19 protein-coding genes are annotated in these 26,036 nt (G+C 35.4%); 2 read left to right on the forward strand and 17 right to left on the reverse strand.

What is annotated here, in order from left to right:
* Window positions 1-34: 34 nt before the first annotated feature.
* The 5 genes from ACFPM4_RS13560 to deoD all read right to left on the reverse strand — a co-directional run bounded on the left by ACFPM4_RS13560 (window position 35) and on the right by deoD (window position 5,543).
* Window positions 35-1,174: a C40 family peptidase gene (locus ACFPM4_RS13560; protein ID WP_382352714.1), complete on the reverse strand. Its 1,140-nt coding sequence runs from the start codon at window positions 1,172-1,174 to the stop codon at window positions 35-37.
* Between the two features lie 108 nt (window positions 1,175-1,282).
* The gene (locus tag ACFPM4_RS13565) at window positions 1,283-2,002 is read right to left on the reverse strand and encodes a GntR family transcriptional regulator (protein ID WP_382352717.1); all 720 of its coding nucleotides are present in this window, start codon (window positions 2,000-2,002) and stop codon (window positions 1,283-1,285) included.
* A gap of 73 nt (window positions 2,003-2,075) precedes the next feature.
* The gene (gene deoB, locus ACFPM4_RS13570; protein WP_382352720.1) at window positions 2,076-3,254 is read right to left on the reverse strand and encodes a phosphopentomutase; all 1,179 of its coding nucleotides are present in this window, start codon (window positions 3,252-3,254) and stop codon (window positions 2,076-2,078) included.
* 13 nt (window positions 3,255-3,267) lie between these two features.
* The gene (locus tag ACFPM4_RS13575) at window positions 3,268-4,656 is read right to left on the reverse strand and encodes an MFS transporter (RefSeq protein ID WP_382352722.1); all 1,389 of its coding nucleotides are present in this window, start codon (window positions 4,654-4,656) and stop codon (window positions 3,268-3,270) included.
* 173 nt (window positions 4,657-4,829) lie between these two features.
* Entirely contained in the window at window positions 4,830-5,543 is a 714-nt protein-coding gene (gene deoD, locus ACFPM4_RS13580; protein ID WP_382352725.1) for a purine-nucleoside phosphorylase, read from the reverse strand.
* 591 nt (window positions 5,544-6,134) lie between these two features.
* On the opposite strand from deoD, the gene ACFPM4_RS13585 reads away from it, so the two are divergent.
* The gene (locus ACFPM4_RS13585) at window positions 6,135-9,179 is read left to right on the forward strand and encodes an efflux RND transporter permease subunit (protein WP_382352728.1); all 3,045 of its coding nucleotides are present in this window, start codon (window positions 6,135-6,137) and stop codon (window positions 9,177-9,179) included.
* A gap of 166 nt (window positions 9,180-9,345) precedes the next feature.
* Here the strand turns inward: ACFPM4_RS13585 and ACFPM4_RS13590 are convergent, their stop codons facing one another.
* The gene (locus tag ACFPM4_RS13590; RefSeq protein ID WP_382352731.1) at window positions 9,346-9,876 is read right to left on the reverse strand and encodes a ribonuclease H-like YkuK family protein; all 531 of its coding nucleotides are present in this window, start codon (window positions 9,874-9,876) and stop codon (window positions 9,346-9,348) included.
* Window positions 9,877-10,196: 320 nt separating this feature from the next.
* Complete coding sequence (locus tag ACFPM4_RS13595) at window positions 10,197-11,825, reverse strand: ankyrin repeat domain-containing protein (RefSeq protein ID WP_382352734.1); 1,629 nt, start codon at window positions 11,823-11,825, stop codon at window positions 10,197-10,199.
* A 138-nt stretch (window positions 11,826-11,963) separates the two neighbouring features.
* On the opposite strand from ACFPM4_RS13595, the gene ACFPM4_RS13600 reads away from it, so the two are divergent.
* Window positions 11,964-12,332 (forward strand): cytochrome-c oxidase, encoded by a 369-nt coding sequence (locus tag ACFPM4_RS13600; RefSeq protein ID WP_382352737.1) that lies wholly within the window; start codon window positions 11,964-11,966, stop codon window positions 12,330-12,332.
* A gap of 236 nt (window positions 12,333-12,568) precedes the next feature.
* On the opposite strand, the gene ACFPM4_RS13605 is transcribed toward ACFPM4_RS13600, so the two are convergent.
* The 10 genes from ACFPM4_RS13605 to dnaB form a co-directional block, all read right to left on the reverse strand.
* Window positions 12,569-12,727, reverse strand: coding sequence for a CxxH/CxxC protein (locus ACFPM4_RS13605; RefSeq protein WP_382352740.1), 159 nt, complete (start codon window positions 12,725-12,727; stop codon window positions 12,569-12,571).
* 119 nt (window positions 12,728-12,846) lie between these two features.
* Window positions 12,847-14,061, reverse strand: coding sequence for a S1C family serine protease (locus ACFPM4_RS13610; RefSeq protein WP_382352743.1), 1,215 nt, complete (start codon window positions 14,059-14,061; stop codon window positions 12,847-12,849).
* Between the two features lie 378 nt (window positions 14,062-14,439).
* Window positions 14,440-15,234, reverse strand: a complete 795-nt coding sequence (locus ACFPM4_RS13615; protein ID WP_144926076.1) for an MBL fold metallo-hydrolase — start codon at window positions 15,232-15,234, stop codon at window positions 14,440-14,442.
* A 4-nt stretch (window positions 15,235-15,238) separates the two neighbouring features.
* Window positions 15,239-16,039 (reverse strand): two-component system regulatory protein YycI, encoded by an 801-nt coding sequence (locus ACFPM4_RS13620; RefSeq protein ID WP_382352747.1) that lies wholly within the window; start codon window positions 16,037-16,039, stop codon window positions 15,239-15,241.
* Complete coding sequence (locus tag ACFPM4_RS13625) at window positions 16,026-17,348, reverse strand: YycH family regulatory protein (protein ID WP_382352750.1); 1,323 nt, start codon at window positions 17,346-17,348, stop codon at window positions 16,026-16,028. Before ACFPM4_RS13625 ends, ACFPM4_RS13620 begins: the two co-directional genes overlap by 14 nt.
* The gene (gene walK, locus ACFPM4_RS13630) at window positions 17,345-19,168 is read right to left on the reverse strand and encodes a cell wall metabolism sensor histidine kinase WalK (protein WP_382352753.1); all 1,824 of its coding nucleotides are present in this window, start codon (window positions 19,166-19,168) and stop codon (window positions 17,345-17,347) included. The genes ACFPM4_RS13625 and walK overlap by 4 nt, the downstream gene beginning before the upstream one ends.
* A 5-nt stretch (window positions 19,169-19,173) precedes the next feature.
* Window positions 19,174-19,881, reverse strand: a complete 708-nt coding sequence (gene yycF / locus ACFPM4_RS13635) for a response regulator YycF (protein WP_144926087.1) — start codon at window positions 19,879-19,881, stop codon at window positions 19,174-19,176.
* A gap of 175 nt (window positions 19,882-20,056) precedes the next feature.
* Window positions 20,057-21,514, reverse strand: a complete 1,458-nt coding sequence (locus ACFPM4_RS13640) for a peptidoglycan DD-metalloendopeptidase family protein (RefSeq protein WP_382352757.1) — start codon at window positions 21,512-21,514, stop codon at window positions 20,057-20,059.
* 458 nt (window positions 21,515-21,972) lie between these two features.
* Entirely contained in the window at window positions 21,973-24,282 is a 2,310-nt protein-coding gene (helD, locus tag ACFPM4_RS13645) for an RNA polymerase recycling motor HelD (RefSeq protein WP_382352760.1), read from the reverse strand.
* A gap of 223 nt (window positions 24,283-24,505) precedes the next feature.
* The gene (gene dnaB, locus ACFPM4_RS13650) at window positions 24,506-25,870 is read right to left on the reverse strand and encodes a replicative DNA helicase (protein ID WP_382352763.1); all 1,365 of its coding nucleotides are present in this window, start codon (window positions 25,868-25,870) and stop codon (window positions 24,506-24,508) included.
* Window positions 25,871-26,036: the final 166 nt, after the last annotated feature.

A 26,036-nucleotide genomic window follows, 5' to 3' on the forward strand; every position in this document is an offset into this window, starting at 1 on the left:
CAAATAGGAGGCATCTCCTTAATTAGGGATGCCTCTATTCAATGCTTATATACCTTCTTGCTCCTGCAAATTCAGATGACCAATAACTAGATTCGAATACTTTAATAATCTCGACAGGGGTTGCTGAATTCGGCGCATGGATCATTTCTCCATTTCCAATATACATCCCGACATGGTGAACAAATCCCTTCCCCTTATTATTCGCAAATAATAATAAGTCCCCTTTTTGTAAGTCTTCTTTTTTCACAGGGACCCCTTGAATAGCTTGTACAGACGAATCACGGGGAATCGTTATTCCATGCGCTTTATAAATGGTATAAGTAAATCCAGAGCAATCAAAACCAAAGCCTGAAGTTCCAGCCCATACATATGGCATTCCTAAAAATAACTTAGCAGTTGTTACTAAGTCTTCCCCTGTTGGAAATTTTATTTCCTGCTCTAACTGTGTAACAGATATTGATTTCGATGAAATCCACTTATATCCATCTCTTGGAGTTGAAACAAGTGTTACTCCATCTAGTTGTGCAATGATAGGAAGTCTTGTATTATAGCTAACTTCTAAAAATGAACTATGTAGACCTTGGTCATGAAATAACCACGTAGTAGGATCTGTTACGATTGCTAACAAGTTTTCATCATATGTAAATGTAGAATCCTTTACAATTTGTTCTTTTGGCATCCACCCTACATAACCTATATCACTTTTAGGTGTTGGTTGCCCATGGACAGCTACCTTAACCCAATCATCTTTTTCTTCTAAAATGGTTACAGATTGTCCATATAGAGCTTGAGTTTCTGTTTTTCCAACAAGCCATAGTTTATCATCAACTGACATGCTTTTTGTCCATTTCCAAGGATCCACAGGGTTAGTTGCTGAGTAACGATCAATAGAGCGAAGTTTATTTGGTTCTGACCAAAGTGTTGCTACAGATACATTAATAAATGCAGTGTTGCTTTGCTCAGATTCTACGTTATTCTTTCTATCATTCTTATTTTCTATTAAGTCCTCTTGCTGAGAATTCCATACCTTTGCATGGGTACCTAATTGCAAAGAATGATGATACTTCACTATTAAAGAATATTCTGTATTCTTTTGGGATACAGACAGATAAACGATTAACATTATGATTACTAATATGATAGCTATTAGTGCGATTTTCAAAGTGCCCTTCAACTTTGGATACCTCGTCTATAGTAAGATAATTTCCTAAATAAATTGAACAACTAATACTACTAATTATATTGAAAGGGACAAGGTTCTTGTTGAACAATGTCCCTTCTGTTAGTTAGTAATATTTAATTTTAACTTAGCGAATTGCTGAGGTATATAAAATTTATTGTACATGATTGGATATTCTTCTTCTCCGTAAAGACTTTCTAATAGGAGGAAGCATTCTTCTTCACCAAGTAGTATTTCTTTTGTATCAGCTAAATTAACTGTATGTGTGAATTTAATCTCCATTTCCCCATGGGTTGCCTGAATGTACACTTGACTCTCTAAAAAATCGAGCAACTTATCCTCATCATGTAAGTCTAATGATAGGCTTTTTACCACTTCCATCGACATAAACGTAAAACCATACGCTAATAAATCTTTTCCTTTTCTATATAAGCGCTCAAGTGCCACTACTGTGGAAGAATCTCTTTTTAACACTTGCCTTGTATGATTTGTATCCTCATCTAAACGATAATGGACATCTATCCGATCGAATGCTTGTGTATGACATTTATGCATGGGATTACTTAATCTCTCTAATTGAATACTATCTTGTTTATGAGCTATATCAATGACAAAATTGCCTTTTCCTCGTTCATTTCGGACGATACCATCATCTTGCAAAAGTACTAATGCTTGCCTTAATGTAGAGCGGCTAACACCAAGTTTGCTAGCTAATTCTGGTTCAGATGGAAGTCTACTTCCAGGTGGGTATTCCCCTTTCGTAATCTGTAAAAGTAGCTCGTCATATACGTTTATATAAAGCGGTCTTTTCAATTTATTCATAGTAAATCCTTCTCCAGAAATTTTAACAAACCCTTCAAATATAATTCGAAGGGTTTAGTCATATCATACCATATTATTTTAGGCACTGTAAGAAGGTTTCACCGTTCTCAGGCATTGTCACCTTAAAATTATCAGCTATTGTAGCACCAACATCTGCAAATGTATCATTTTCGGGTAACTTACCACTGCTAGTAAATTGCTTTGAATAAGCTAACACAGGGACAAATTCTCTTGTATGATCAGTACCAGGGAATGTTGGATCATTACCATGGTCAGCGGTGATAATCAATAAGTCATCATCGCGGAGTTTATCTAGTACTTCTCCTAACCTCTTATCGTATGCTTCTAATGCTTGCCCATAACCTTCAGGGTCACGGCGATGTCCATATAACGCATCAAAGTCAACTAAATTTAAGAAGCTTAAGCCAGTAAAATCTGTTTTCATCACCTCTAGCAACTTATCCATGCCATCCATATTATCTTTCGTACGGATCGATTCCGTCACTCCCTCGCCATCAAATATATCATGTATCTTTCCGATGGCAATGACATCATATCCATCATCTTTGAGACTATCCATTACTGTCTTGTTAAAGGGTTTTAGTGCATAATCATGACGGTTCGATGTTCTGGTGAAATTCCCCGGTTCCCCTACATATGGTCTAGCAATAATTCTTCCAATTAAGTATGCAGGGTCTTTTGTAATTTCTCGCACTTTCTCACAAATAGTATATAGTTCCTCGAGTGGTATGATTTCTTCATGGGCAGCAATTTGCAATACAGGATCTGCAGACGTATACACAATTAAATCGCCGGTATTCATTTGGTGTTCTCCGTACTCATCAATAATAGCTGTACCACTTGCAGGTTTATTCCCTACTACCTTCCTACCTGTCACTTCTTCTATTTGTTTGATTAAATCTTCGGGGAAACCATTAGGGTACACATTAAATGGTTTATCAATATTCAAGCCCATCAATTCCCAATGTCCCGTCATCGTATCTTTTCCTACCGATTTTTCTTGTAATTTGGTGTAATAAGCCATAGGTTTATCAGCCTTTGGTACACCTAGTATTTCCTCAATATTAGACAGACCTAATTTTGCAAGATTCGGTAGGTTTAATCCATTCATAAACTCTGCAATGTGTAAAAGCGTATTGGAACCGGCATCATTAAATTGAGCCGCATCTTTTCCTTCACCAATTCCTACCGAATCCATGACAATTAAGTGTACTCGTTTAAATTTATTCAAACCATCGCATCCTTTATTTAGTATGTTTGTCCAATTTACGCCCAACTAAGAACCAAAATAAAATGATGGCCACTAGAGCAATAGCTGCAATAATTATTAAAATGCTACTATAATTTAATGCTGTCGCATCATTCGACACAAAGCTTAAAAATCCAAATTGTAAATCCTTTTTGTCAATTAAAAAGGCAGAATAAGCAAAACCTGTAGACATCGCGATACTAATACATAGATTATAGAATCCTAATGCGGCACCTGTTTTTTCCGTCGGCACCTTTCTAAGACTTGTATCTATTAACGGCGCGTATAATAATGCAAAGCTAATAGAGAATAAAATAAGCGAGATAACAAACACAGCAATTGATTTTTCTATAAATAATCCACCAAGTAATAAACTAATAATAATTAAACAAATTGCTAGGTAAACAGCTTGTTTACTAGTTAAATATTGTCCAATTTTACCTGACATTGCTCCAACAAATGCCGCTACCAAACAAGCTGGGATGAACATTAAGGATACCGTATCCAAATGGATATCATAAACCGTTGTCAAAAGGAACGGGAATGTATTAAGTGCATATGCAGCATATATAGAGTTAAGGATAAATGCTACAGCTAGTACAAATAAAAATTGTTTGTTTTTAAAGAAATCAATTGTGATAAACGCATGTTTGTTTTTACTTATATACAATAAGAACACGATAACAGTAACAATAAATAAAATGAATAATGTCCAATTGAAATAAGATACATACAACATAATCGAAGTTGCGACTACTGCGATAATAATAAGTCCAATAAAGTCTACATTATTTTTCTTGCTTTCTTCTTTTGGTAAATATTTTAATATGAATGGCAATAATATTAAGCTGAGTAAAGGAATGAGGAATAAGTTTTGCCATTGTAAATGAGTAGCTACAAATCCACCAGTCAATGTTCCTACAACAGTAGCAATTTGGAAGCTACTTGTACTAAATCCCATATACTTCTTTTGTTCTTGCGCATTTGCGTATTTCGCTATGAAAACCAAGTATAGTGTTTCCGTAGCACCTAATCCAGCCGCTTGAATGATTCTTGAAAATACGATTAACCAGTAGTTATTATGCGTAATGTAACCAAGTAATGACCCTGCACATATTAAGATAATCCCTACTGCTAGTAGATTTCGAATACTAATGGAATCTGATAAAGAAGAATAAACGACCGCTCCAATCCCGATAACTAATCCAGCAAGTGTCACTTGCCAACTTACCGTAGTAGCAGAAACCCCAAAATATTTGACCAAATCTGGAGAAATAATTTTAAAAGAGTTATCAACAACGAGGGAAAAGATCATTAATATTAAGATAACCGGAACAATTTTTCCTATATTTACAACCGGTTTTTGTTCAATTGTACTATTCATATGTTTAGCCTCCATCTAAGTTGTTTATATAACATCGTTGAATAATAACGTTTACAATATATGGTGAATCTTCCTTTTCCCATCGAATACATTAACCTTCATTACTCCCCTCCTTCCTTTAAGGTGGGAAGGAGGCTATTAAAATGAATTTTCATCTATAAAAGGTAGAAAAATTAAGCTATTTCTAAAGCGATCTCCATCATTTTTGTAAATGCTGTTTGACGTTCTTCTTGACTTGTCTGCTCACCCGTGAGTAAATGATCACTAACAGTTAGAATACATAATGCATTTACACCTGCTTGGATTGCATTCCAGTAAAGTGCTACAGATTCCATTTCCACACTTAATATTCCAACATCTTGCCATTTCTTCATTGCAGTTGAGTCCGCATTATAAAATATTTCACTCGATAAAATATTTCCAATGTGAACTTTTTGTCCTTTTTCATCCGCTATATTCTTCGCCTTTTCCAAAAGACCGTAAGAAGCAGTTAATGGAAATTGCCCTGGCAAATTATACTGATGACCGTAGTTAGAATCAGTTGCAGCTCCCATACCTAATATAATGTCGTATAAAGCTATATCCTCTTGCATAGCACCACATGTGCCTATTCTGATTAAATTCTTAACTCCAAAAACATTGATTAATTCCCAAGAATAAATCCCCATGCTTGCTGGTCCCATTCCAGTTCCCATGACCGAAATTTTCTTCCCTTTGTAAGTACCTGTATATCCTAACATCCCTCTAACTTCGTTAAAGCACTCGTAATCCTCAAGAAAGTTTTCCGCAATAAATTTTGCCCTCAAAGGATCTCCAGGCAATAATATCGTTTCCGCAATTTCTACTCCGTTCGGTTTTATATGTGGTGTTTCCTTCGTATTTATCATCTTTTTATGGTGCCTCCTTAGGTGTATGTTGGTGTTAGCTAACTTGTCTGTTTTTTAGACAAGTTAAATATAGCATAGACATTTTTTTGGTGCAAGCACTTTCAGAAAAAGTTTTCCTGTTAAAATAAGGAATTTCCTAATTGAAAAGGATGAGACTATTACCCTTTCAAATAACTTGTTTATATTTTATACAAGTTAAATTTAACATACGATATTTGATAGGTGCAAACACTTCCAAGTGGTAAATGTTACCTACCAATATAGTCTTTTATAGATCCATAGCTTTGTATTCGTTATAGTTGTGCAATTCCTTGCTAATTTTATTTACTCCTCTTTCGGCATTATGTGAATGCTCCTACGTCTCAGGTCTTAGATAAATAACAGCCTCAGGGTGAATGTTAAGAATTTTCAGTTCGTTTATACTGGTATGTAATTGTTTGCATCATGGAGCGGAAAGTTCATTTGACAACCAATATAGTGTGCTAGGAGTGAAGTTTATGTAAGACTTTTGTGAAATCATAAGAATTTGTCCTTTTTTAATCTATGGTAATGAAGGTCTAAGTGATTGGTGTAGAAGAGGAGGAAAAAACGATGATTCAATTTTTTGTAAAGCGGAAAATATTAATTGGTTTAGCTACTGTATTAATTATTCTTTTAGGTGCTTATGCACTTACTAAGTTAGATGAAGAGCTGATGCCTCCAGTTCAATTTGATGGTGCTTATGTCATGGTGATGGCAGGAGATATGGCTGCAGCTGAAGTAGAGAGAACGATAACAAATCCTTTAGAGCAAAGCATTCAAAGTATCGATGGTGTCGATGAAGTTTATTCCACAACTACCATTGGTCAAACTAGTATTCAAGTGAAGATTGCAAAAGGTCGTGGCGAAGAAGTATCGAAAGAAGTACAAAGTATTGCGTCAGCTATTACTTCGAAAGTAAATGGTGTAACGGAAGTAATAGCAGATCAAATGAGTATGAGCTCTAGCTACGAGTTTTTTATGGACATATCAAATGGCGATATGGACGAAATGTCAGCTTTCGCAAAGGATGTATTAGAGCCAAGATTAGAAGAACTATCTGAAGTAAGGGATGTATCCCTCATGGGGTTAAAGGAGTACGAAATGGTAGTTTCCTTTAATCGCGACAAACTTAATGAAAGAGCACTTAGCACTTCCCAAGTAATCCCTGTTATTATGCAAGCAAATGAGGAAGCGACACTTGGAGAATTTTCAGCGGAAGATAGTCAGCCATCTCTAAGATGGGAATCTAATTTAACATCTGTAAAAGATGTCGAAAACATATCCATCCCAGCTCCATCTGGAATGATACCATTAGGAGATATCGCAGAAGTATCCATACAACCACTAGAAAATACATCATACGTTTGGAAAGATGGAACAAAAGATTTTATCTTTGTTCAAATTGGCCGAACATCAGATGTCACACAAATTGAAATGGCTGAAGCGATTCGAGAAGAAATCCAAAAAATAAAAGATGAAGGCTTAGTTAACGGTTTTGAAATAAATGAACTAGTTGCTCAGGCAGATTATGTGAAAGAAGCAATTGATGGCATAACAAGTAACATTATTATCGGTGGAATATTAGCCATTGTTATATTGTTACTATTTTTACGAAGTATTTCCGCCACCTTTATTATCTCAATTTCCATTCCAACATCGATTTTATTAACATTTCTTACTATGTGGCTTTTAGACTATAGTTTTAATATGCTTTCCCTCATTGCCCTAGGATTAGGTATTGGGATGATGGTCGATGCTTCCATCGTTATTCTCGAGTCTATTTATAAGAAAAAAGAGCAGGGATTAGTCGGAATGGAAGCTGTGCTTGTAGGTACGAAGGAAGTAGCGTCTGCTGTTATCGCATCCGTACTCACTACTATTGTTGTATTTTTACCAATTGGATTAATGGGTGGAGAAGTTGGACAGTTTATGATCATACTTTCGGTCGTTGTATCAATAACACTTATCAGTTCGATGATTGTTGCCTTTACGATTATCCCGTCCCTATCGGAAAAACTTCTAACGGTTCGTAAAAAACATACTCGTAAAGAAGGACGACTCGTAAAATCATATGGTAATGCCATCTCATGGATTGTAGAGAAAAAACGAAATAGTATCGCAGCGATTGTTCTCTTTTTCCTTATGTTTGTTGGATCACTTTTCCTGATTTCTAAAATCCCAATGACAATCATGCCAGATGTGTTAAATCGCTATACGGAATTAATGATTGATTTAGAAACAGGTGTTTCTGTTGAAGAAAAGGATGAAGTCATCCAGAAAATATATGAAGTTCTTGCTGATATAGATGATGTTGAGTCGAGCTATATTATTGATGATGGTCCTATGTTCTATACTTTAATCAATATGACGAAAGACGATGCCATTACAAAAGATCAAAAAGAGGTAAATGACGATATCTTACGGGAGTTACGGGGGCTGGAGGAGGATTATCCGATAAATAGTGTTCAAAGTGCCATGTCCTTTAGTAGCGGTCAACCTGTGCAAATTCAAATTAAAGGAGAAAACTTTGAAACTCTAAAAAATATTGCCGATGATGTAACCGAGAAACTAACAGCAATAGATGGACTTACTGCAATTAATACTTCCATTGAACGAACTTCAACAGAAAAAGTTGTTTTGTTAAACAAGGAAGAAATCAACAATGCAGGATTAACGGAAATGCAAATTCAGCAATTTATTCAAGAAGCATTTCTTAACATGCCGATTGGTGAAGTGATGATAGAAGAAGAAAAGATTCCATTCATTGTAAAATGGCAAGAGGAAATTACCAAAGAAAAAACAATGCTAGACTTACTGGTGCCTACAATTGATGGTAATAAGAGTTTATCTACCTTTGTACAATTTCAAAGTGTCGAAACACCAAATGAAATTTCCCATTTGGATGGAGAACGATTTGTTACTATTTCAGCAGACATTGAAGGTACAGACTTAGGGTCTATTAATCGAGAAGTTCAGTCAGTACTTGATGATTTTAAAACACCGTCTGGTTACACCATCTCAACTGGAGGAGATCTAGAAGTCCAGCAGGAGCTCATATTCGATATGCTTTTAGTTTTAGCTGTTTCTATTTTCCTTGTGTATCTCGTTATGGCAGTGCAATTCAATCACTTGGCACATCCAATAATCGTTATGTCAGTGATTCCAATGACCATTGTTGGAGTTATTCTCGGATTATTTTTCACCCAGCTTGAACTAACCGTAATGTCTGGAATGGGGATCATCATGCTTATTGGGATTGTGTTAAATAATGCAATATTGTTAGTAGATCGAACGAATCAATTACGTAAGGAAGGGCTTGCAGTGAATGAGGCACTTACCAGGTCTGGTAAAGAGCGACTTCGTCCAATATTAATGACAACTTTAACGACGGCTGTTGGTTTGTTACCTCTCGCTCTTGCATCTGGCACTTCAGGTAATTATCAAGCACCAATGGCGACAGCTGTAATCTCGGGACTTCTGTTTGCAACATTAATTACCCTTGTACTTGTCCCTGCAGTTTACCGCACATTCCATGCAGTCGGAAATGGAATTAGTCAATTGTTTAGACGAAAGAAAAAGTCCATTTCCTCACTAACTACAGAAGAGCAACTATAAAACTAGGCTTATTGGGCCTGCAAACCAAATATGGCATAAAAAAACCGAACTATTCTTAATTTTTTTCAGATAGTTCGGTTTTAGTATATAGATATAATTGTTGCACAAGCGTACCCTATGTTTTTTACTTCCACATTCTATACTCAATGTGAGGACTGACAGCCCCTCACTTTGTATAACGGTTTGCATAACTACTAGCCACAAATGCTTCAGGCTTAATTTTTGGTTCAAGTCCGAGTGACTCCATCCTTGCAACCATTTCATTTACGAATATCTTTGTCTTGTTTCGATTTCCAGAGCCAATGTCAATATGACCTTCAATAGTAAAAGTTGCACCTTGATATATATTGGGTAACACAATATCAATTAATTGCTTCTTTCTTTCCTCTGTAAATAAAGATACAACTTCTTCCGTCAATGTTGTTTCGTACGAGATCCGTTCATGGAGATTTGTCATTTTCCTTGGTATCGTAACTTTACGAATACAAGCCCAGGCTCCTTTTCCAATACATTGAATAACAATCCCTGTAATAAATAATGTGTAATGAGCATGAACTTGTGAGTCAGTACCGAATATTAATCGATAATTTCCTGAAGTATCTTGCATCATAAATTGAATGATAGAGTCAAACACTTGTTCAAATGACATATTTTTTTGACTTAAATTTTGAAATGATTCATTGCTTACAGTTGTCATCGTATAACTTCCCCTCATCGTAGTGGAAAGGGTATGGATTACCACTAAGAGTTCTTCACTACTATTTATAAGGATGTTAGTTGATAATAATGATTATTTAAGCAATATTTAATGGAAAATTATTGTCCTATTAATATTTTATATGTTCTCTGAAACAAGTTTGCTCCAATTTTTTTCTTTAGCTCTGTTAAACTCTTTTGTTGATTTTCGCTCCTGTACACTCGCTTTCCGCGGGCACGGCCTTAGCTAACATCCGCTACAATCAACTAAGTTGTTAACAACAATGAACTTTAACAGAGCTTTTTCTTTAATAAAATAATCTAACGAAGACTTTCTTCTATATGATTGTGTCCTTTTCTTTTAGCCCATGCTATTGGTTCCGCCCATTCTGGCATTCCTTTTATAATTTTTTTAGCACCTTGCTTAAGAAGAAAAGTAACCATTTCTAGATGACCATATTTTGCAGCCCACCCTAATGGAGTTGTACAATTTTCATCGTCTACTGCATTAATATCTGCACCGTAGTCTATAAGTAATTTTGCTAAATCTACATTCCCTTGCTGGGCCACTATATGCAGATAACTAATCCCTACCCAATTTTTATTATTCGGGTTGGCACCATGATCAAGCAAAAGCCTAACCATTTCGATGTCTGAGAAACGGAATGCATAAACCATATAATTACTAGCATACCAAGGGGCATTTAATTCGACATTATGCTTTAATAGCAAATGAACAATCCGTGTATGACCGGAACTAATCGCTTGTGTCAACGGGCCATAGTCACCTGCATTCACTGAAGATGGCTTCAATGCTACTAGCTCTCCCACTAAATCTATTCTGCCTAAGGCACATGCTGCTGTTAACGAAATATTAGCACCATACATATAAAGTAATTCAACTATTTCATGGTTATTGTCTCTCATCGCAATGTATAATGGATTACCAGAAGCCTCCACCTCTGCATGTACATTTGCACCGTATTCTAATAACATTTTCACAATCGATAAATAGTTTCCACTTACAGCTGCATGTAACGCCGCTCCATCAACCGCATCTCTTTCTGCTTGATTTGGATTTGCTCCATGTTCCAAAAGTAGTCTAACAGATTCTTCATTTCCATGTTTTGCAGCATAATACAACGCTGATCTAGCTGAACTATCAAGTTCATTAATCTTCACAGAGCCTTCAGATATAGTTTCTTGTATATACTCTGTATCACCAATAGCAGAAGCTACAAAAATATCATACTGACAACCTTTTGCTATTAAATATCCAAGAATAAACGAAGTATTTCTTATCGTTTTCCTATCTAAATCTCGGTTCGTTCGATAAAAATAATCCCCTTCTAACGCTATATGTATAGCCTTACACCCATCCGCCCGTTTCGCTTCAACATCTATACCTTTGTCTATTAAGTAATCCATCAGTTCTAGTTGACGAGTTAAAACAGCCCAATGGAGAGGAGTATTTCCTCGTTCATCACTTACATTGATAGCTTCTGGATTATCATTCATTAATTGAATCACTTCATTCTGCTTGCGCTGCTTTACCAATGTTGCTACTGATTCACCTAATGAATTGCTGTGAAATGTTTGATGTAGATTTTTCTCTAACAACTTTTCTATTTCCGTATACCGTCTATCCTTTGCCAATTGCAAAGGACTCTCATGCCAACTTAGACCTGATATGTATGCACCATCTGCAGCAGCATTTAACAGAATTACCACTATTTCCAAGTGCCCTTCTCGTACTGCAAAGTGTAATGGAGTAAGATATGCCCAATTACAATGTATTAAGGAAGGTTCCTTCTTTAACAGCTTCTGAACGGTAGACACCTCTCCATTCATACAAGCTGTCAACATATCCCAAACGTCATTGCCTTTTCCTCCACATAATGCGACATAATCATTTGTCTTTAATATCTCTGGCTGGGTGACTAGTTGCATACATTTCCCACCTTTCACCTATCAAATTTTCCACTTTTTTCATGAATATTAATTAATTTTAACTAGGAATAACGGCACTACTTTCCAACATACATTATTATAGCTCCACCAAATTATTGGAAAAAGGGAGGTGAAATAATGGGTGTCCGCTTTTTAAAAATAGCTGTTGTTTACTTTTTCATTGCTGTCTGTTTAGGACTAGTAATGGGCATCATACAAGACTTTTCTTACACATCTGTTCATGCACATTTAAATTTACTTGGATGGGTTTCCATGTCAATCTTCGGTCTTATTTATTCTATATATCCAAGTGCCTCTGAAACCAAATTGGCAAAAACCCATTTTTGGTTACACAATTTAGGTGTTCCAATTATGCAAGGAGTATTATTTATCGAGCTTCTCACCGACAATACTTCCCTTACAATCGGTATTATCATCGGATCTATTATGGTAGTCATCGGTGTCTTATTATTTATGATAAATATATTAAAACTTAAATCAAGCTAATATTCAGGCTATTGAAAAGTGACCTATTCAATTAGTCTAATAAAGATGACTTGTTGGAGCTCGTTTCATATGCAAATCCAAAAAAAGGCTTCCAATAAGTATTTATTGGTAAGCCTCTTCCTCACATTACGTTATCCACAAAACATTATTCACAGGATAAACACACTATACAAACAATTTATCCACAAAAGTTATCCACATATTCACATTTTCTATCCACATTTTGTATAAGAATACTAGTTCCCCACAATATATGTTGCAGTATTATTACAATATTCACATGTTGTGGATAATTTCCCTTCACTTTCAATTTCTTGCAAGATAGGGGCTGTTTCATATTCATCCACAATAATATCAAGTGCTAATTCCACATGTTCTAGACAACAATAAATCATGCTGATCCTTCTTTCCTCAATAAAATTCACTTATTAAATATTGCTTATCCACAACTAATATTATCACAATAAATAAAAAGGGAAAGCTACTAGTAGCTTTCCCTTTTGTATTCTTACTATTACATTCTAGACTCATTGTCGAGTTGTAATGTTGCTTCCTTTATTTCACCAGCACGATAAAACCTAACTTTCAGCTTGTCACCAACATTTTTTTCGTTATACAAGTACTTTCGTAGTTCCACGATATCCTTTACCTTTTCATCATCCATCTGAATAATGACATCCAATTCTCTTAAACCAGCCTTATCTGCTGGGGAATTCGGTACTACTTGTTCAATCATAATGCCGTCTGTTACATCTTCTGGTAACTTTAATGTTTCTTGCTGATGATATGCTGAGACTTCAGCCACATTGCGTAATGTAATTCCCATTGCAGGTCTTCTTACCTCACCATAGGCTTCAAGGTCTTCAATAATAGGAACTACATAATTTATTGGAATGGAAAAACCAATTCCTTCTACTGCTGCTTGCGCAATTTTCATGGAGTTAATTCCAACTACTTGACCAGCAATATTAACGAGAGCTCCACCACTATTTCCTGGATTAATTGCAGCATCCGTTTGAATAACTTCTGAATGCCAGTCTGGAATACGGTCATTATTAATATCAATAGGTACTGTGCGGTTTACTCCTGAAATAACACCTTGAGTAACGGAGCCAGAAAATTGAAGACCTAAAGGATTACCTATCGCTAAAACTGGCTCTCCTATTTTTAATGCATCCGAATCACCAAATTCGGTAATGTATTCATCCCCAATATCTTTTCCGCTTATTTCGACTACTGCAAGATCTGTCCAAACATCACTTCCCCTTAATTCAGCAGGTATCTTTGTGCCATCATCTAATGTTATCTCTATTTGAGAAGCTCCTTCTACTACATGATGATTTGTAACGATATACACAGAATCTCCAGCTCTTTTATAAATAACACCTGATCCCGTGCCAGCCTCCGTACTTTCACCAGAGGACCAAAAGCTCGCTACCTGTAAATTTGTAATTCCAACAACACTCTTACCGGCTTTTTCTACTGCCTTCGTAACATCTGTTGTAACATCAACAGATACATTTTGTGTAATTTTGTTATTATCATTATTTTTATTTGTTTCAACTGTTTTATTACTCACATCTACATTACTTGTATTACTAACTACATTTGGATAAATTAAAACAACTAATAAGGCACCAATAATTCCTCCGATTAGCCCAGAAAAGAAACTTTTTGCCTTGCCTCGTCCCTGATTACGGTTTGGGCTGTGATCATCATAATACCCCACATACACCATTCCCTTCTAATGCAATACAGTATAGTTTACCAATTCATATTATAATTATAATATTGTAAAGTTAAATTACAAAACAGAATACTTTCTAACTTGAAAAAGGAGTATTATTAAAGGAAAAAAGCCAAGCTAACTTGAAAATAGTTCAAGATTTAGTTTGGCTTTTCGTTCGATATATTATCTATTGTTTCAAAATTTAACTATAAAAAGCTTTTCGCTTTTCTTTGTCTAGCTACAGCGCCTAGCGACTAGCAAATTTACACTTTCTTCCTACGATAAGTCAACATCGACTCATTCTTCGTCGTGTTTCCTTTATCTCGTCAGAAAGCTTTAAATTTGGACGTCGCTGATCAGGCGCTTTCGCTTTTCGTTTTACACTGCAGTTAATTCGGTTGGTTTGTTTGGATCTGTGTCAAATAATTGGAAACTAGAACCTACTGAAATACCTCTACTTTCAAGTGTTTGTTGTACACTCATTCTTGCCAGGTCTTTCATATTATTATCTTTACTTAAGTGCGCTAAGTAAATTCTTTTCGTATTGTCGCCAATTACATCACTCATCGCTAGAGCTGCATCTTCATTAGAAACGTGGCCCACATCACTTAAGATTCTCCTTTTCACACTCCAAGGATATCTTCCCATTCTTAACATTTGAATATCATGATTACTTTCAAATACATACATATCTGCATTTGAAATCATGCTTTTCATTCTATCACTAACATAACCAGTATCTGTTATAATGACGAGCTTTTTTCCACCTGAACGGAATATATAAAACATTGGCTCTGCTGCATCATGGGAAACACCAAATGATTCAATATCAAGAGAACCAAATGTTTTTACCTTTTCCATTCCAAACACAAATTTTTGTTGGATGTCAATTTCTCCTAAATGACCTTCCATCGCTTTCCAAGTTCGTTCATTCGCATAAATAGGCAATTTATACTTCCTTGCCATTACTCCGACACCTTTTATATGGTCTGAATGTTCATGTGTAACGAGGATACCATCTAAATCTGCAGGATTTCGTCCAATTTGTTGAAAAAGACCATCCATTTGTTTACAACTTAATCCCGCATCAACTAAAATGGAATGCTCGGCTGTTTCTACATATACAGCATTCCCCGTGCTGCCACTCGCCAGCACACTAAATTGCATGGTCATTTATTTATTCACTCCAATTTTTCTCATTTCCTCTAGGGACTACGATAATCTGACCCTCTATCGCATTAAAAAGTAAATTTTCTCTTATACCGTCCTTTTCTACAATAATTCTCCATGTAGGTGTTAATACTTGCGTAGCTTCCATATTTACTAGTGTGTAATAACCTAGTTCTGCTTTAACAATTTTACTTTCTGATTTTATCATCCCTTTTCGATATAGAGATTCTACACCACGGAAAGCTGAAAGTACCTCTTCCTTGTCACTAATAGGATCGAAGGAGTCAAGCATTGTTTGTTTATACGAAACTACTTGATTATCAATATTAAGAGTAAAAACGAGTTGACCACTTTGGTTTAAAAATAAAAACTTATCATCTACTTTTTGATAGAATGTTACGGTCTTTGCCTCGCCATTATATTCCCACAAGTCATATTGATCTCCAAATAGCACATTTGTTTTAACAAATTGGAGTAACTTCGTTAAATCACCGTCCTCTCCAATTGATATTGGTTTTTGTAGATTAGAATAAATAACAGTATTACTTTCTAACAAATATGCGTCTTGGTCTGTTAAAGTATCTAAAACTGTCTCTTCAAACACTTTTGTATTAGCACTTAGATACTGATCCTTGATGTGATCGCTAGGCAAATTACTATAGTCAATTCCATCTGTTTTCAGGTTTTCTTCTACCGTAGGGTCTTCTTTTGTTTCAAATTCCGTTTTTGCTTTCAGTTGGGAAAGTAAAAATAGATCTAGAATGAGGAAAGCCACAATAAATATCGTTTTTATCCTACTCCAATCCATTGAACTTCCCCCTTATATCGATCGGATCTACACGTAACCATGATCCGGCATAAAGATAATACCAAGATGGCTCCAATGTATAAACTTGCGCATTATTAGGGTCCTTGCCGAGTCTATAACCAATCATTAAATCTTGCATTAATTCTGGTTTAAAATCAGGATCCGTCATTAAATAATCTAATACGGTTGTGCCAGAAGGAAGTTTTATTAATAATTCCCCTGGTAAATCAATATCGAACGAAAAATATGGTCTATTATATTTAAATATACCTTCTGCTCCCCACGAGAGCCGAAACTGTGTCATCCCTTTATCATTAAATACAGGATAATCATCCATAAAGAGCTGGAAAGAAACTCGTTGGTCATATTCACCGATATTAAAGTAACGATAATTATCGGTCCAACCTTTATGCTCGTTTATATAATCAATACTTTTTTTCAAGATATCATTATTTCTTAAGATATCCTCTGTTTTTAATTCATTTCCGGGGTAAACATAAGAAATCATATTTGACATATAATCAACATTCATGAAGCTGGAGTCATCTGTGAATTTCTCTCCATTTTTAACAAAATCCCGTCTAACTTTATCAGGATCACTAAATAATACTTCCTGGAACTTACTTACATCAATATTATTTGTATAATACTTATACCTCTTTAATTCCTTCTCTTCGCTTAACAAAAATCTAATTCGACCGTCTGCAAGCTCTACAGCTTCATATTGATCAAATTCCTTTTTATTATCTCTTGTATACTGTATTAATTGTGTTATTCTTTCAGGGTCAATATTACTTTCGAACACTCTACCATCAATCGTCGAGATAAAATAAATAGCAGCAGCATCTTGCCCCTTATAATCTAAATTAATCACAATTCGATTAAAACTTGCTCGCGGTACATCATCAGATTGAATATTAATAATGCTTTTGTATATATCAAAAGGTACAAGATCAGGATACATTATTTCAATTCGGTTATTCGATTGAGATAATGTAGCAATTTCCTCATTACTTAAAATTCGTGGCCCTTCAATTCTAAACAGATTCCATCTACTTATTTGACCAATTAAGTTTTTTATATCATAAGCCTTTACTGATCCATAATGTTCCCCATCAATATGATATAGAAGTCTGATTGGCATGATTAGTTCTGCAGGTTCTCTTGACTCCGCAATTTGCATTTGGTGTGTCTGCGGCTTATCGCTAACATCTAAATCAGGTTTATATTTCCACATGCTCCATGTCAAAAAGATACTAATTGTCACTAGTACTACTAGTAATATTGACTTTATCGTTTCAAACTTCACAGCCAATCATCCTCTTGTTCAGGGTCATATGGGAGGGTGAATAGGATTGTTGTTCCCTTTCCTTCTTTACTTTCTGCCCAAATATCCCCCCCGTGAGCACCGATCATTTCTTTTGCTATCGCTAAGCCGAGACCTGTTCCACCAAGCTGCCTTGTCCTAGCTCGGTCCACCCGATAGAAGCGTTCAAATACTTTCTCTAAGTTTTCTTTTGGAATTCCAATACCTTGGTCACTTATACTTATTTCAATCTTTCCATCTAATTCTTTGATTCGGTAAGTAATTCTCCCACCCTCTGGTGAGTACTTCAATGCATTCGAAATAATATTATCAATAACTTGAGTTAATTTATCCTCATCGACTTCAACGAAGATTTCCTTATTTGGAAACTCCCGTTTAAATGTAACATGTCTTTCTTTAGTCATTTCAAATCTATCAATAATATGGTTAAGAAACTTAACAAAATCAACCCAATTTTTATTAAGTTGATAGTTTCTACTATCCATTCTAGAAAGCTGCAATAAATCATTTACAAGACGAATCATCCGCTCTGTCTCATTTCGTGTAACTCCTAAAAAGCGAGGACCTAGATTTTCGTCTTTCATCGCACCATCAGACAGAGCTTCCAAATAACTTCTCATCGTCGTTAACGGTGTTCTTAATTCATGAGATACATTAGAAACGAATTCTCGTCTTTCTTCTTCTAGCTTTTCTTGCTCCGTAATATCATGTAAAACAGCAATTACACCATTTACAAACCCTGTTTCACGCTGAATAACAGACATATTTGCTCTTAGAATATAAGGAGTATCGACTGTTCCGTAATCTAGAATTAATGATTCTTTCATGACGAGCAAATCCTCGAAACTGTATTCTCCTTCTAGCTCTAATAGTTCAATTATTGGTTGTGATAAGACTGTTTCACGTGGAACTTTTAGCATCTCAGCAGCACGCTCGTTAATTAGTATGACTCTTCCTTTTCGATCGGTTGCTATTACTCCATCCGTCATAAATGAAAGAACGGAGGAAAGCTTTCGCCGCTCCCCTTCAGTCATTGCCTGAGCTTCTTGCAATCTTTTCGTTAAATGGTTAAAGGAATGTGCTAATTGACCAATCTCATCTCTTCCGTAAATCGTTACCTTCCTAGAAAAGTTACCTTTTGCCATAGCAGTTGCTTGCCGCTTCATATCTGATATTGGTCTCGTAATCATTCTTGCAAGTACAATTCCAAGAATCGCAGTAATTAGCATTGCAATAAGGGTTCCAGTAATAAAAATGTTATTAATTTCATCCATCTGTTCATAGATGGTTTCTATCTTTGCTTCTAGGTAAATAACGCCTACTACTTCGCTATTATTATAAATAGGGGCTGCTAGTACCCATATTCGATCTCGAGAGTCTTCATCTAGCATTACTTTTTCTTCTCGGTCTCCATTTAGGGCAATTCTTACCAGTCTTTCAGCGAATTTTTGACCGACAATTCCCGTATTATTTACTTCGGATGTTCCCATAATAACGCTTCTATTATTTACAAATATTACTTCTGAAATATCGGTAGCAGCAAAATCAAACAATAACGTATTAAGCTCTGTTTCGAGTGAAGGTACTTCTTCTGATGTTCTATCTTTATTCAATTCTTCTCGTATGTTGTACTCTAATAACGGCAGGCGGCCTTCAATACTATTTTGGAAGTTTTCTATTAACTGTTCTTCTAACTTGCCAACAAAATATACACCAATAATTTGCATGGCAATTAATATCAGTAAGACGTAAATTACAACAAATTTTGTATGAACAGAGCGAAAAAAGCTTACTTTTTCCATGAAGTTTACTCCTGTTCAGGTGTGCGTAAATAATAACCGACTCCTCTACGAGTTACGATCCATGTTGGGTGACTCGGATTATCCTCAATTTTTTCTCGAAGTCTCCTTACTGTAACATCCACAGTACGGACATCACCAAAGTAGTCATAGCCCCACACAGTTTGCAATAAATGCTCACGCGTCATCACTTGACCAATATGTTTTGCTAAGTAATGTAACAATTCAAACTCTCTATGAGTAAGTTCAATTGTTTCCCCATGTTTTGAGACTACATATGCATTTGGATGAATGGTTAACGATCCTACTGTAATTTCATTACTATCATCTGCTTCTGCTTGTTGGGAAGCTTGCGAGTGACGGCGTAAATTTGCCTTTACACGAGCAATCAATTCTCTTGTGCTGAAAGGTTTCGTTACATAATCATCAGCACCAAGCTCTAATCCTAAAACTTTATCTATTTCAGAATCCTTTGCAGTTAGCATAATAATAGGCATTTCATATTTTTTTCTAACTTCACGGCAAATTTCCATGCCATCTCGATTTGGTAGCATAATGTCGAGGAGAATCATATCAGGCTGCATTTCTTCCACTAGCTTCAATGCTTCATCTCCATCGTATGCACACTGTACAGTAAAACCTTCTTTTTCAAGGTTAAACTGAAGAATATCTGCGATTGGTCTTTCATCATCTACTACAAGAATCTTTTTATCCATCGTGCTTATATCCCCTTTACGATTAATAACCATCTTTTATAAAAATTGGTAATGATCTATACATAAGAATAATAATTTATAACGCCACTCTAATATAGCTATTTTACCTATTTTAGCATACAAAAGAAACAGGTCCAAGTGAGTTCAATCTCCCCCTTGGACCTGTATTTTCATTCTAAAAGTAGCTTAAAGGATTTTTAAGAGCCCCATTTTTATAAATCTCAAAGTGGAGATGAGTGCCAGTAGAATCACCTGTGCTACCCATAATACCAATTTTTGATCCCTTTTCTACTTTTTGACCTTTAGATACACTAATGGAACGTAAGTGTGCATAAACGGTTCTATAACCATTTTGATGGTCAATAATTATTTTATTACCATATCCACCATGCCATCCAGCGAAAACAACAATTCCGTGATCTGCTGCTTTAATCGTGTAGTTACTAGGACGAGCAATATCTATACCTTTATGGAGCTTACCCCATCTTTGTCCTTGTACACTTGATATATATCCGCCATTTGTTGGCCATGTAAATGACCCTGTTCCGCGTGATGGAATTACTTTTGTTCCTTTTTCAATAATCTTTTTAACTGGTTTTGAAATTACTTTTTCATCTAATACTTCTTTTTTAATTTCTTTACCGTTTTGTTCAACAATTTTATATGTGATACCACTTTTACCGTTCTTTCCTTGTTGTTTAACTCTTGTTTCACCTTTCGGTAATGAACTGTTTTCAACAACTTCTGTTTCGAAACCAACGGCTTCTTCTTTATATACTTCTTTTTCAACTAATACATTGAGAAGTGGTTTAGTTACAAGTACATTTAATTCTTGACCAATTTGTAAAATCGATTCTTCTGTTACACCTTTATTTATATCTTCTAATTGTTGATTTGTAAGTCCGTATTTAGCAGCGATTCTCCCAAATACTTCGCCTTCTTTTACAATATGGGTCTTTTCTTCAAGCGTTCCCTTTTTTAATAGTTGAACTGCATCCTTCGAACTCATTACGTCATCAGGATCAACAGCTACAACTTCATATTTAAGATCTTCTTTTGTTGCGATATTAAGAATACCTGAAGGTAAAGATTTATCTGTTTCTTCTTTTGTAACTGTAGACATAGCCATCATTGTTTGAGCACTTTGTTGCTGCTCATTAAATGCTTCTAAATCTTCTTTGGGTACATATTGTGTTTGAATTGTTTCTACAACACTTTCTGCTGTATTAATATCTTTCAAATATGCAATTTGTTCATCGTCTGCTGTAATAGCAGTAACCAGTGCTTTCACTGTACCTAATTCTTCAATCTTATTAGAGACAGCTTCATTATTTGCATTTAACCAGAATACTTGCTCTGGTATGTAAGTGATTTTATTTCCTAATTGTAAATGTAAACCTTCATATTGTTCTTGATTTTCTTCGATTACTTCTATTACTGCTTTATTTACGACCTCTTTATCAGAAATAACTCCTGCGTACGTATCATCTATATACACATGGAAAACTGTATTTATATCAGTAGTTGCTGATGCTGGAAATGGAATCGTAGTTAAAAGGAGTAATGCGGTTGTTACTTTAAGAAATAATCCGGCTTTTTTTCTTTTCTTTTGCCGTTTTAACTCCAAACTCATATTAAAAATCCTCCTAAACCCAAACTCCCAATGAAATATTCTCTAGCAATCTAGGTAAATAGTTTCATATTTTATTTACGTTTACTACTTTAACACATTAATCGTAATAATTGAGGAGAAACATGATATTGTAATATATTTGTATAATTCTTGTCTGACTTTGTAGAATTATGTATGGAGTAAAAGTTGAAAACACTTGCAAACACTGAGTTTTTAAGCGTTTTTCAATATGTGACACAAATCGCCTTATTATTTCAAATTAAGTCAGTTTTATTACAAATATATTACAAATATAGTGGCAAACGAGGGAAAAAAATGAAGAAATAAAAAAAGCACCACGAGAGGCAACGTCATCGCAGCGCTTTTTAAGGAAAAGGTGGTTCTTTTGTAATGTAGACAATATTATCACATATTTATTCAATAATGCAATACTTTTCGACAAATTTCGTGAATTCCTATCACTTTCCGTGTTTATAGGTCTCTTGGGAAATACCTTGCATAAGTTGTGTTTGCTCTCCAATCGAGAATAAATGTAAATCATGCATTGCTCTTGTACATGCTGTATAGAAGAGATTTCGTTCAAATTCCCTATCATATTGCTTATTAGAGGCATTGTAAATTATTACAGCATCAAATTCAATTCCCTTTGCTAAATACGCTGGAATGATAATAACTCCCTTCTCATAGGAATTCGCGTCCTTATTGAAAATCTTAACATCTAGCTTCTCTCGCAATTGGGTATATGCATGTTGACTTTCTTTTAATGTTTTACATATGATTGCAATCGTTTCGTGTCCAATCTCTTTCATTTGGTGAACACAAGCTGTTATTCTTTGATGAAGTATTTCCTCATTATCTACAATAGTAAGGACCGGTTTATTCCCCGGGCGATTAAAAGGTTCAATTAAATGGCCATTACTTATTAAACCTTTTGTGAAATTGACTATTTCAGCTGTTGATCTATAACTTTTTAGCAGTTCAATTTTTTCCATATTCTCTAATTCACTGGAAAGTAATGTTGGTGCATTCATCGTATGTGCATATATCGCTTGGTTTATATCTCCTAAGATGGTCATCTTACTATTAGGAAACAGCTGCATTAAAAATTCAAATTGAAACGGTGAATAATCCTGGGCTTCATCAATAAATAAATGGCGAATAAGTGTATTTGATTTCCTTCCCTCAAGTTGATCTTGCAAATATAAATATGGTGTAGCATCCTCGTAGGGCATGAAGTTCTTTTGAAGGTAATCTAGAGTTAGTGCTGCAATTTCATCCCACTCTTCTGGGCGAGAGAATGGTTCTGCCCACTTAAATAAATTTTGGTACACTGCCTTCATATTTATAAATTTATAATTCTTCACAGCTTCCCTTAGTCGTTTAAAATGTTTCCTTACAATAACCTTGGCTAAAATCTGTTGTTCTCTGTCAAAATCGTCGAAAGAATGGTCTTCGCTCTCTTGAACTTTTTGAGCTCTATGATAAGCCCTTAAATAATCTTCTTTATCCAATAATTCAGCTTCTTCTAAAACCCAATCTTTTTTTCTTTCTTTTAGCTCTTCCTTTGCTAGCACCTTCCATATTTCATCAAATAAAAGCTTCATACGGTTTGGAATCGAGATAGAAGAATCCAAATCATAAAATATCTTATATATTTCTTTAGCAGAAAGTAACAATCGATCACGAAATTTAATATTTTTAAATACAAGACCCTGTGCTGATAAATAAGAAATATATTGATCAACGATATTTTTAAAATCGAGACTTGCTTTAAATTGAATTGCTTTCATCCTTGTTTCATAAAAAGAGTCATCCATTGCAGTGAGTGAATATTCCATTTGGGTAAAAGGATCCTCCACTTTAAACTGCCTTCCTAGCCTGTTTTTTACATATTGCTGATAAGTAGTTTGTTTCATATTATCTTCGCCAAGTTCCGGAAGCACAGTAGCAACATAGCTATTAAACAGTGGATTAGGTGAAAACAACATAATATTTTCAGAAGAAAGTGTATCTCTATACCGGTACAATAAATAAGCAACCCTTTGTAAGGCTGCAGATGTTTTCCCGCTACCAGCAACACCTTGTACGATCAAAAACTTACTGCGTTCATTTCGAATAATACTATTTTGTTCTTTTTGAATTGTAGCAACAATGCTCTTCATTTGTGTATTGGCATTACCGCCTAGCACTTCTTGAAGCAAACTATCTCCTATTGTAACGCCAGTATCAAACATACTGATTAACTGACCGTTTTTTATGATATATTGTCGTTTTAATTCCATTGTTCCTTCTATTTTTCCAGAAGGTGTTTCATAAGAAGCCGGACCTGGTGAATAATCATAATACAAGCTAGAGATTGGTGCGCGCCAATCATAAATGAGGAACTCTTCGTTATTGGTATCCATTAAGGAAGCTATACCAATATAAACTTTATCAACTGACTGTTCACCATCTTCATGAAAATCTATCCGTCCAAAATAAGGGGATTTTCGCAAATTACCTAGCTGCTTAAATTGTTTAAAGGACTGACCATGTGTTCTCTCTCGTTCCGCTAATAATTCTGCCTGTTGCTTCATACTCGCAAAGGTTTCAATAACATCGTCAGGTTCATCCAGGTTGACTGTAACGTCTTCCCAGAAGTTTTTTCTTAGTTCGATGATTCCTGCCTTCACTCCACCCATGTTCTGTTGGAGTTGTTCTGCTTTTTCATCAATTACAGTTTGAATCATCTCAACGCGTTTTTGTTCCTTTATCCAGTCCTTTTCCAATCAACAACACTCCCTTTTGAAAAAATATTGCTTGACATACATATCCACTTCGTGTATAATTTAAAGTGGATACATATGATTACAATTTATAATAACAAACGAAAACAACTTAATCATAACATATATTACTTTATATATCAATGACGGAACAGATTTTTGTTCCGTCATTTTTGTTCAAAAAAATAAACACCTCATCCATTATAGACAAGGTGTTGAGTATAGGCTAAGCTCCGGATGGAACAGCAGATTCATCAAATCTCCGCTCTAAATTCACAAATTTATTATATTCCTTCACAAATGCAAGCGAAACCGTACCTACAGGGCCGTTACGTTGCTTAGCAATAATAATTTCAATAATATTCTTATTCTCCGATTCTTTATCATAATAATCATCACGATATAAGAAAGCTACAATATCCGCGTCCTGCTCGATACTTCCTGATTCACGAATATCTGACATCATCGGACGTTTATCTTGACGTTGTTCTACTCCACGAGAAAGCTGTGATAATGCAATTACCGGAACTTCTAGTTCCCTAGCAAGTGCCTTCAAAGAACGGGAAATTTCCGATACTTCTTGTTGGCGGTTTTCGTTTGATCGGCCATTCCCTTGAATAAGCTGTAAATAATCGATCATTATCATTCCAAGCCCATGTTCTTGTTTCAATCTTCTACATTTCGAACGTATTTCACCAATACGAACACCTGGAGTATCATCTATATAGATTCCAGAGTTTGATAGACTTCCCATTGCCATTGTGAGCTTGCGCCAGTCTTCATCTGTTAGAGAGCCCGTACGTAAATTTTGTGCATTAATATTCCCTTCTGCACAAAGCATACGCATGACAAGTTGCTCAGCACCCATTTCCAGACTAAAGATAGCTACATTTTCCCCTGTTTTTGTACCAACATTTTGCGCAATGTTTAATGCAAAGGCTGTTTTACCAACAGAAGGACGTGCAGCTACTATAATTAAATCATTCCTCTGGAAGCCAGCAGTCATCCGATCTAACTCCGTAAACCCTGTCGGAATTCCAGTGACATCCCCTTTACGATTATGAAGAAGTTCAATATTATCATAAGTTCGAACTAATACATCTTTTATATTATGAAATGCACCGCCATTTTTACGCTGTGCAACTTCCATGATTTGCTTTTCTGCTTCATCAAGCAATTGCTCTACTTCATCTTCACGAGAATAACCATCTGTTGCTATACTAGTTGCTGTTCGAATTAATCTACGTAATAACGATTTTTCTTCTACGATTCTAGCATAGTAACCGATGTTAGCTGCAGTTGGAACAGAAACAGCAAGTTCACTCAGATAGGAAAGCCCACCTATATCTTCGAGTAAATTAGTTGATTTCAATTCTTCTGCTACAGTAACTGTATCAATTCCCTTACCAGATTCGCTTAGTTGCAGCATGACATCATAAATTTTTTGGTGGGAACTCCGGTAAAAATCCTCCGGCATGAGGATTTCTGATGCTAACATCAATGAAGAAGGTTCCAAAAAAATTGCACCAAGTACAGCTTGTTCCGCCTCAATGTTCTGTGGCGGTGTTCTATCAATCATTAAATCACTCAAATTTTGTTCCACCTCCATATAATGCCAAACAACAAAACTATCAGTTTATGAAGTCTATTACTATAACTGTTTCATGGCTGACAAATATCATTCCATAGAAAAAATGTGACCGGCACTACCCGTATCACATTTCTATCTTAACTCTATTCTATCATGAATTTCAAAA

This window comes from Lederbergia graminis, assembly GCF_042655485.1.
In the GTDB taxonomy this organism is placed as follows: Bacteria; Bacillota; Bacilli; order Bacillales; family Bacillaceae_C; genus Lederbergia; species Lederbergia graminis.